Origin of the sequence: Bacillus sp. S2(2024) (assembly GCF_050474045.1) — a bacterium.
Classification (GTDB): Bacteria; Bacillota; Bacilli; order Bacillales; family Bacillaceae_G; genus Bacillus_A; species Bacillus_A yunxiaonensis.
The window spans coordinates 4,742,501-4,752,500 of sequence record NZ_JBFLUS010000003.1 but is presented as its reverse complement, the minus strand read 5'-3'; the positions used below and the strand labels follow the sequence as shown (position 1 = coordinate 4,752,500).

Annotated in this window: 6 protein-coding genes, 2 rRNA genes and 1 pseudogene (1 of these 9 only partly in view); 6 read left to right on the top strand and 3 right to left on the bottom strand. The window is 37.7% G+C overall.

Features of this window, described 5'->3' with window-relative positions; translation table 11 throughout:
• Window positions 1-34: 34 nt before the first annotated feature.
• The 5 genes from AB1284_RS24230 to bacA all read left to right on the top strand — a co-directional run bounded on the left by AB1284_RS24230 (window position 35) and on the right by bacA (window position 4,370).
• A complete protein-coding gene (locus AB1284_RS24230) occupies window positions 35-748 on the top strand; it encodes a response regulator transcription factor (protein ID WP_429752716.1) in 714 nt (237 codons plus the stop codon).
• Complete coding sequence (locus AB1284_RS24225; protein ID WP_429752717.1) at window positions 738-1,754, top strand: sensor histidine kinase; 1,017 nt, start codon at window positions 738-740, stop codon at window positions 1,752-1,754. The genes AB1284_RS24230 and AB1284_RS24225 overlap by 11 nt, the downstream gene beginning before the upstream one ends.
• Window positions 1,755-1,832: 78 nt before the next feature.
• The gene (locus tag AB1284_RS24220) at window positions 1,833-2,753 is read left to right on the top strand and encodes an ABC transporter ATP-binding protein (protein ID WP_429752718.1); all 921 of its coding nucleotides are present in this window, start codon (window positions 1,833-1,835) and stop codon (window positions 2,751-2,753) included.
• A complete protein-coding gene (locus AB1284_RS24215; RefSeq protein WP_429752719.1) occupies window positions 2,746-3,483 on the top strand; it encodes an ABC transporter permease in 738 nt (245 codons plus the stop codon). Before AB1284_RS24220 ends, AB1284_RS24215 begins: the two co-directional genes overlap by 8 nt.
• A gap of 89 nt (window positions 3,484-3,572) precedes the next feature.
• Complete coding sequence (gene bacA / locus AB1284_RS24210) at window positions 3,573-4,370, top strand: undecaprenyl-diphosphate phosphatase (protein WP_429752720.1); 798 nt, start codon at window positions 3,573-3,575, stop codon at window positions 4,368-4,370.
• 459 nt (window positions 4,371-4,829) lie between these two features.
• Here bacA and AB1284_RS24205 read toward each other — a convergent pair.
• Window positions 4,830-6,027, bottom strand: a pseudogene (locus tag AB1284_RS24205) (amino acid permease); the annotation flags it as partial.
• 305 nt (window positions 6,028-6,332) lie between these two features.
• Between AB1284_RS24205 and AB1284_RS24200 the strand changes: the two are divergent.
• Window positions 6,333-8,027 (top strand): M20/M25/M40 family metallo-hydrolase, encoded by a 1,695-nt coding sequence (locus AB1284_RS24200; protein ID WP_429752721.1) that lies wholly within the window; start codon window positions 6,333-6,335, stop codon window positions 8,025-8,027.
• A 222-nt stretch (window positions 8,028-8,249) separates the two neighbouring features.
• Here the strand turns inward: AB1284_RS24200 and rrf are convergent.
• Window positions 8,250-8,365, bottom strand: a 5S ribosomal RNA gene (gene rrf / locus AB1284_RS24195).
• A gap of 50 nt (window positions 8,366-8,415) precedes the next feature.
• A 23S ribosomal RNA gene (locus AB1284_RS24190) occupies window positions 8,416-10,000 on the bottom strand; it runs 1,338 nt beyond the window's last position.

The window sequence follows — 10,000 nt, the reverse complement described above, 5'->3', positions numbered from 1 at the left end:
TGCCAACAAAATCATATTAGAAGCAGGTGGAAACATGGAAGATGTCCGTGTACTTATAGCAGACGATGAAAAAGAAATACGAGATTTATTAAAAAAATATTTAGAACGAGAACTATATACAGTAGATATCGCTATAAATGGTGAAGAGGCTATTCGCTTATTTGAGCAAAACAAATACAATCTCATCATATTAGATCTTATGATGCCTAAAATTGATGGTATCGAAGTATGTAGAAGACTTAGAGATAAAACAAACATCCCAATATTAATGCTCACCGCTAAAGATCAAGAAGTAGATAAAATTTTAGGCTTAAGCATAGGTGCGGACGATTACATTACAAAGCCCTTTAGTATTAATGAAGTGGTCGCTAGAGTAAAAGCTCTTATGAGGCGCTTTTTAATATTAGGAAGTAATGCTAACACGCAAGAAGAAACAATCCTAACATTTAAAGGGCTAACAATTGATTTAAAAAAGTACACAGCTAACGTCAATGGAAAAGAAATCTCTTTAACCGGGAAAGAACTTGAACTATTAAAGTTCTTTGCTTCAAATCCTGGACAAGTTTTTACGAAAACACAACTCTTTCGCAATGTTTGGGACAGTAACTATATAGAAGATGACAATACAGTTATGGTTCACATTAGAAAGCTTAGAAAGAAAATAGAAGCTAATCCCTCTGATCCTAAATTCATTCAAACTATATGGGGAATCGGTTATAAATTTGCAGGTGAAAAGGATGAAGAATGATAAAATTCTCTATCTTATCCTATGTCAACTCATAATCATAACTGGGCTTCTATTTATAGACATGGTTCACACATTAAAATTAACTTTATTCATTACACTTATTGTTATAACAATAAGCCTTTTCTTTACAAGACTTCATTTTATTCAGAACCGAAAGTCTATAGTTGATAAATTAAGACGTGCAATGAACGGAAATTTACATACAAGACTATATACAAATAACGACCATTCATTAGATGATGTAGTTTTTTCTATAAATGAATTAATAAGCGAGCTAGAAAAGATTCAAGTTGAAGCCAAAAGATCTCAAGAAGCCCGAAAACAACTTCTATCTAGTATCTCACATGATATTCGAACACCTCTTACTTCTATTATTGGATATATTGATGCTTTAAAAGATGATATCGCTGCTTCTGAAGATGAAAAACAAGAATACCTTGAAATACTCTCAAAGAAATCAAACGGCTTAAAACAATTAGTTGATCAAATATTTAATATGGCCAAGCTAGATGCCGATGAGTTTCCATTAAAAGAAGAACAACTTGATTTTTCAGAGATTGCTAGGGAATCTTTAATTGAATTTTTACCTGAACTATCTAAGCAAGGTATCAAGTTACAAGTTAACATTCCTGAAGACCCTTGCCTAATTACAGCAGATTCTCTTAGTCTGATGCGAGTTATAGGTAACCTCATGAAAAATGCCATATATTATGGAAAACCAGGGAAAGTAGTAGGAATAGAGCTCTCGGAAACCACCAATGAATATCAACTGCTTATTTGGGATCAAGGCCCCGGAATTTCAAAACATGATTTAGAGAACGTATTTGAGAGAATGTACCGAAGTGATCAGTCAAGGAACCTTGCGCATGGTGGCAGTGGTCTAGGACTCGCTATTGCGAAAGCACTTGTAGAAAAAAATAGTGGCAAAATTTGGGCAGAAAGCATTCCCTGGGAAAGAACTACCTTTGGATTTTCCATCCCGAAGCAAACTGTTTTTAAGAAATAGTTAAGAAATGATTAAGCAGCAGTTAAATTCTCCTTTTTATCATGTAATTAAGAGATTATAGAAAGTAGGTGTTTTAAAGTGAGTACAATTATAAAAACAACAAATCTTACTAAAATTTATGGCAATCAAAAATCTGTAGATAATCTCAATATAAATGTGAACCAAGGAGAGATTTATGGATTCATCGGGCGAAATGGTGCAGGTAAAACGACTGCAATTCGAATGCTGCTAGGCCTAATAAAACCTACAAGTGGAAAAATCGAAATATTCGGAGAGGATTTTTTCAAAAACCAAAAAGAAATTTTAAGAAGAATTGGTTCTATCGTTGAAGTTCCAGGTTTTTATGAAAACCTTACTGCAAGAGAAAATTTATTAATTAATGCCAAAATTATGGGCGTTCACAAAAAAAATGCAATTGAAGAAGCATTAGAAATTGTAGGACTGCAACATGAGATAAAAAAATTAGTAGGTAAATATTCTTTAGGAATGAAACAACGATTAGGGATTGCAAGAGCTCTTCTCCATTATCCAGAGCTATTAATATTAGATGAGCCGACTAACGGTTTAGATCCCATTGGTATTAAAGAGATGCGAAAGCTCATTAAATCTTTAGCACAAGAAAGAAAAATCACGATATTAATTTCTAGTCATATTTTAGCTGAAGTCGAGCAACTAGTAGATCATATGGGCATCATTCATGAAGGAAAACTCTTAGAGGAAATTGCTCTTGATACGCTTCGAAAAACAAATCGTCAATACTTGGAGTTCCAAGTAAATAACGATAATAAAGCTGTAATCCTTTTAGAAAAACAATTCCATATTTTTGATTACGAAGTACATGATGAAGGAAATATTCGTATTTATTCCCACTTGGGACAACAAGGACAGATTAATAAAACATTTGTTCAAAACGATATTGAAGTATTAAAGATTATGATGAGCGAAGATAGATTAGAAGATTACTTCACCAAATTGGTTGGGGGTGGGACAATTGGTTAATCTACTATATACAGAACTATTAAAATTAAAACGCTCTAATATGTTCTTGATTAGTATTATTGGGGCAGCGGTAGCACCATTTATGATAGTTTCAGCCTTTTATATAGAAAAGAAAACAAAACCATCCGCTCCAGCTGCAGGTCTCGATGTCCTTTTTTATAACGCTAATATGTATACTATTTTATTAATGGGAGTCCTTCTATACGGAGTCGTTACCTCTTATCTCTTTAATCGAGAATACACAGAAGATACATTAAAAAGCCTATTAACCATTCCTGTATCACGTTTTAACTTTATTATGAATAAATTTATTCTTCTTTTTATTTGGATTATGATGTTGACTGTAGTTACTTGGGGACTAACTTTACTATTAGGACTATTAGGAGGCTTTCCCGGCTTAAGTGGCCCATTACTTTTGCAATCTTTACTGAAATTTTTGCTGGGCGGTGGACTCCTTTTTGTCTTATCCCCTCCTATTGTACTGTTAACTCTTGTAATGAAGACTTATGTTCCGCCTATTATATTTACTATTGTTATAACAATGATGAACCTTATGGTTACAAATTCGGAACACAAAGATTTATTTCCTTGGACAGCTACACTCGATATAGTAAACAACGAACTGCAACCGACCTATCCTCCAGAATACTCTTATATCGTTATTGTCGCTACAGCTATGATCGGATTTATCACAACAATCTTCTATTTTAAAAAGGTTGATATTCATTGATTTATACGGATGAAAAAGTATCCCGAAAGTCTCTACCTGTTCTCAAGATTTGAAAGAAGAATTTTCATTTATATATTAGGAGTGAAATTATGAGCGACACACTAATCGCCTTTATACTTGGTATCATAGAAGGACTAGCAGAATTTTTACCGATTTCCTCTACTGGCCATCTTATATTAGCCGGCCACTTGTTAGGATTTGAAGGAGAAAGAGCAAAAACATTTGAGATTGTAATACAGCTAGGAGCGATTTTAGCTATCGCTGTTTTATATCACAAACGCCTCGTTTCTTTATTTAACATTAAACCTCTTCTCCAGAAAGAAAAAAAATTCAATGCATTACATGTAGTCCTAGGTGTATTCCCAGCTGTAATTGCTGGCTTACTATTACATGATGTAATTAAAACATACTTATTTCAGGCACACACTGTCGTTATCGGACTTGTAGCAGGAGCTATTCTTATGATTTTTGCAGAGGTAAAAAAAACAGAAGCCACAGCTTATTCATTAGATGATTTAACATATCGTCAAGCATTAACAATTGGATTATTTCAATGTTTAGCGGTCTATCCTGGTTTTTCAAGAGCCGGATCCACTATTTCTGGAGGATTGTTAGCAAAAGCGAATTATAAAGCTTCATCAGAATTCTCTTTTCTTATCGCTCTTCCAGTCATGGTTGGAGCAACTGGTCTAGACTTATTAAAAAGTTGGAAGTATTTAAGCGCAGACGATATCCCAATGTTCGCAGTAGGTTTTATTACTTCTTTTATTGTAGCAATGCTAGCAGTCGTTACCTTTTTAAAGCTGCTAGCTAAAATAGGATTAAAGCCATTTGCCTATTATCGTCTTTTGTTAGCTATTGTATTCACTACTTTTGTGCTGCTTTAACTAGAACAATCTCTTTTATTCGAAATAAACAACTAGTCAGCCAGCAGGGCCCCTTCATTTAGTTATGATGCAACATTTTTAATAAATCCCAAAAATATTATAAAGTGAACCTTCCATCAATGGGGATTTTCTTTATCCCCCACCTAGCTTCTTCGCTTCTCTCTATCTTGAACCCGCGAATAGTGTGGGATAAATAAAAACAGCACCGTTCAAGATTACTTGAACGGTGCTGTTTTCACTTCATTTTAAAAATGCACTTAGAAAAAACAAAATGAACTTCTCATCCGTAGAAGGATTTGTTATCCCCTGACTATCCCCTTTATTTTCTCTAAACCTTAAGGCAAGGGTCTTACGCGATACAAGTAACTTAAAAAGCAAAACACTTCCTAATAACGCTCTGATTGTATCTAAAATTCCTAAGTAACCCTAACTTATTTAACTCATTATAACTATATAGGTTCACATCATCTTACTTACTTTATTCTCACTGTAACTGTTATTACTAGTTCTTTTTCTTACTTTTATGTAGTAGTAAGCATAACAGGCAATAATAAACGGTACAGTACAATAAATTCCTAGTCTCTGATCAGGAATAAAAATAAGACTTACTAATATAATTCCATACAATCTGAAACCCACAATGGGAATAATTGGATAAAGAGGTGTTTTGAATTTCAAGTCTTCTAACTTCCCGCCTTCAGCTAGATAACGTCTTCGGAAAATAAACTGAGAGGCACAAATGGACATCCATACAATAATTGTAATAACGCCAGAAATCGAAATTAACCATAAATACACCGTCTCAGCAGCCACAACACTCGTCAAAAGTGAAAAAGTAGAAATAGATATCGTCATAATTAATGCATATATCGGAATTCCTCGTGACGATAACTTCTGTAAAAAAGCTGGAGCCATGTCATTTTTGGATAATGACCAAAGCATTCTCGTTGCTGCATATAATCCTGAGTTAGCAACAGAAAGAACAGCAGTAAGAATGACAAAGTTCATAATATCAGCAGCATACGGAATGCCCATGTTATCAAAAACTGCAACAAATGGACTCTTCGTTAACCCTGCTTCTTTCCAGGGAATCAAAGCAACAAGAACAAATATCGCTAAAACAAAGAAAAACATCGTCCGCCAAATAATATTTCGAATAGAACGGGGTAGAATTTTTTCAGGGTTTTCACTTTCACCTGCCGCGATGCCAACAAGTTCTGTACCCTGGAAGGAATAGTTAGCCATAACCATTGTTAGCAGTATCGCACCAATTCCGTTTGGAAATAGACCACCATGGTCCGTAAAGTTTGAAAAAAGCGGAGCTGCTTCGTTCCCTTTTAGGTCAATAAAACCAAACATCGCTGCCCCTCCAAGAATAATGAAGGCAACAATAGCTGACACTTTAATGCTCGAAAACCAAAACTCTGTTTCTGCATAACTACGGGCAGATAATGCATTGATACTAAAGATTGTAACACCAAACCCATACAGAAATATCAGGAAACCAGCGCTGCATCGTAATACCTGCAGTTGTAAATTCAAGTCCAACGGTATTTGTCCAGCTTAGCCAATACAGCCATCCAATAGTAAAGCCAGTGGCAGGACTTATATACTTCGTAGCATATTCCTGGAAAGAACCGGACACCGGCATAGCCACCGTATTAACAATGACCAGCTAACTTTCCATATTAGCAAGGTGAAACAAGCTGCTAGTGAAATATCTACTAAAATCGGCAGAACGTCAGTAGTATAAGCTAAGCAATCTGCCGCCATTTTTTATTCATATGGCGGAAACTAATTTCATAATGTGGAAACAGAAAACGGATATGAAAGTTTTAAACTTGAGGCTAGTATGAGTTGTTATCCAAAATATTATTACTGTTTTCTTTTTAAACAATAAAATACATGATGCTATTGCAAACAATTACTTTTTTAATCGAAAAATTAAGGAGGTTTTATCTTATGTATCAACAATTACACTCACTATCTCTAGAAAAACAAGTCGAAACACTCACAAAGCATCTCGTTTCATTTAATAGCATTAACGGAACTGAAGGTGAAGCCCGTATTATAGATGAGCTTTATCGTATTTTAAAAAGCTTTCCATATTTTAAGCAGCATCCTGAACATTTATGGATACAAACTGTTCCAAATGATCCAATTAACCGAAAGAATTTATTTGCATTTGTAGAAGGAAACAAAAACTCGACTTCTACCATCATTTATCATTCTCATCTAGATACAGTTGGAATTGAAGACTTTGGCCTATTAAAAGAACATGCTTTTTCTTCAGAAACATTAGAAGAGTATTTTCAAACATATGAGGGAAATCTTGACGTCCAAACTGATGCCAAATCTGGAGATTGGCTATTTGGCCGAGGCTCTGTTGATATGAAAAGTGGAGCTGCTATCCATATCGCTAATATTTTATATTTCACGCAACATACCGATCTATTAGAAGGAAATCTCCTCTTACTTTTCAATGGTGATGAAGAAGGTGAACACCGTGGAATTACAGCTGCATTAACCGAATTAGAAAGACTACAACAAGAAAAACAATTACACTATCGTTTAGCAATTAATAATGACTTCATCACACCTCTATACGACGGAGACAATCAGCGCTATATTTATACAGGAACAGCAGGGAAACTTCTACCTTGCTTCTATATTTATGGAAGAGAAGTACATGTTGGAGATACATTATCAGGAATTGACCCAAACTTTATTGCTGCTCAAATTACACGGAGATTACATAACAACTATAAACTAACTGAAATTATTCCTGATGAGCTTGTTCTACCTCCAACATGTTTATATCAACGTGATAATAAAAACAGGTATACTGTACAAACCGCAACAAGCAGCCAACTATACTTTAATTATTTTATTTACGAATCTACACCTGAAGAAGTTCTTGAGAAATTATTAGCCGAAACAAGACAGGTATGCAAAGAAGCTGAAGAGTACCTCAAAGAACAGTTCCAGCATTATTTACTTGTAACAGGCTTACCATCACGTGACCTTTCCTGGGAGATTGCGGTTACAAGTTACGGAGATTATATAGAAGAATTACAGCAGCATGGCATAAATACAGAAGCAATTATTCACGATACGCTCAAGCAAAGTAATAATAGTGACTTACGTGAAGTTTGTTTTGAAATTGTTGCTGCTCTACAAGAAATGGATCCTGAAAAAAAAGCACGGGTTATTTTATTTTTTGCACCGCCTTTTTTACCACATAACTATTTAAAGCAAACAAGCGAACAAAATCGTCAACTACAAAGCAGCATTGAAATAATACTGCAAAATGTACAAGATGAGACTGGTGAACAATTTGTTTTGAAAAAGTTTTTCCCTTATTTAGCTGACGGAAGCTTCCTATCTATACACGAAACAGACGATGAACTCAAACCATTATTACACAACTTTCCAAAGTGGGAACAACTATATCCACTTCCATACGATACTATACGTAAATTAAATATACCTTCTATTAACATGGGGGTGTACGGGAAAGACGGTCATAAATGGACAGAACGCGTCTATAAACCATATTCATTTCATGTATTGCCTTTACTTATTCAAAAAACAACAATACAGCTTTTAAAGGATTTTAAGAAGAATTCAAACCACGAAGCAGTTCACCATATGTAGACACACAAGCACAGCAAGATCTTAAAAATAATACTGTAAAATATAATATTTAATGATAGCAAATAGAAATTTATTCAACTAACCATCAGTGGAGGATACCTCTGCTGATGGAATTTTTATTTTTGAAAAGAAAATGAAACCATCCATTCAATAATAGAACTTCCTAGCTATTTTTCTTTATAATACACAAAAAAGACGAGTCATACTGACTCGTCTTAGATTGCCCGGCAACGTCCTACTCTCACAGGGACAAAGTCCCAACTACCATCGGCGCTAGAGAGCTTAACTTCCGTGTTCGGTATGGGAACGGGTGTGACCTCTCTGCCATCATTACCAGACTTATGAAGGTATATTCCTTCAAAACTAGATAACATTTGCTTCATATTATATGGTTAAGTCCTCGATCTATTAGTATTCGTCAGCTCCACGTGTCACCACGCTTCCACCTCGAACCTATCAACCTGATCATCTTTCAGGGATCTTACTAGCTTAACGCTATGGGAAATCTCATCTTGAGGGGGGCTTCATGCTTAGATGCTTTCAGCACTTATCCCTTCCGCACATAGCTACCCAGCTATGCCCTTGGCAGAACAACTGGTACACCAGCGGTGCGTCCATCCCGGTCCTCTCGTACTAAGGACAGCTCCTCTCAAATTTCCTACGCCCACGACGGATAGGGACCGAACTGTCTCACGACGTTCTGAACCCAGCTCGCGTACCGCTTTAATGGGCGAACAGCCCAACCCTTGGGACCGACTACAGCCCCAGGATGCGATGAGCCGACATCGAGGTGCCAAACCTCCCCGTCGATGTGGACTCTTGGGGGAGATAAGCCTGTTATCCCCGGGGTAGCTTTTATCCGTTGAGCGATGGCCCTTCCATGCGGAACCACCGGATCACTAAGCCCGACTTTCGTCCCTGCTCGACTTGTAGGTCTCGCAGTCAAGCTCCCTTATGCCTTTGCACTCTACGAATGATTTCCAACCATTCTGAGGGAACCTTTGGGCGCCTCCGTTACTTTTTAGGAGGCGACCGCCCCAGTCAAACTGCCCACCTGACACTGTCTCCCGGGTCGATAAGACCCGTAGGTTAGAATTTCAATACAGCCAGGGCGGTATCCCACCAGCGCCTCCACCGAAGCTAGCGCTCCGGCTTCAAAGGCTCCCGCCTATCCTGTACAAGCTGTACCAAAATTCAATATCAGGCTACAGTAAAGCTCCACGGGGTCTTTCCGTCCTGTCGCGGGTAACCTGCATCTTCACAGGTACTATAATTTCACCGAGTCTCTGGTTGAGACAGTGCCCAAATCGTTACACCTTTCGTGCGGGTCGGAACTTACCCGACAAGGAATTTCGCTACCTTAGGACCGTTATAGTTACGGCCGCCGTTTACTGGGGCTTCAGTTCAGAGCTTCGCTTGCGCTAACCCCTCTCCTTAACCTTCCAGCACCGGGCAGGTGTCAGCCCCTATACTTCGCCTTACGGCTTCGCAGAGACCTGTGTTTTTGCTAAACAGTCGCTTGGGCCTATTCACTGCGGCTTTCCGTTAAGAAAGCACCCCTTCTCCCGAAGTTACGGGGTCATTTTGCCGAGTTCCTTAACCAGAGTTCTCTCGCACACCTTAGGATTCTCTCCTCGCCTACCTGTGTCGGTTTGCGGTACAGGCACCTTTTATCTCGCTAGAAGCTTTTCTTGGCAGCGGGGAATCAAAGACTTCGCTCCATAAGGAGCTTCCCCATCACAGCTCAGCCTTCGCGGTAAGCGGATTTGCCTACTTACCAGCCTAACTGCTTGGACGTGCACAACCAATCGCACGCTTCTTCTATCCTTCTGCGTCCCTCCATTGCTCAAACGATAAAGAGGTGGTACAGGAATATCAACCTGTTGTCCATCGCCTACGCCTGTCGGCCTCGGCTTAGGTCCTGACTAACCCTGAGCGGACGAGCCTTCCTCAGGAAACCTTAGGCATTCGGT

Bases quoted from the DNA above. Each gene is read 5' to 3' on its own strand.
- AB1284_RS24230 (WP_429752716.1), top strand. From the start codon at position 35: ATGGAAGATGTCCGTGTACTTATAGCAGACGATGAAAAAGAAATACGA.
- AB1284_RS24225 (WP_429752717.1), top strand. From the start codon at position 738: ATGAAGAATGATAAAATTCTCTATCTTATCCTATGTCAACTCATAATC.
- bacA (WP_429752720.1), top strand. From the start codon at position 3,573: ATGAGCGACACACTAATCGCCTTTATACTTGGTATCATAGAAGGACTA.
- AB1284_RS24200 (WP_429752721.1), top strand. From the start codon at position 6,333: ATGTATCAACAATTACACTCACTATCTCTAGAAAAACAAGTCGAAACA.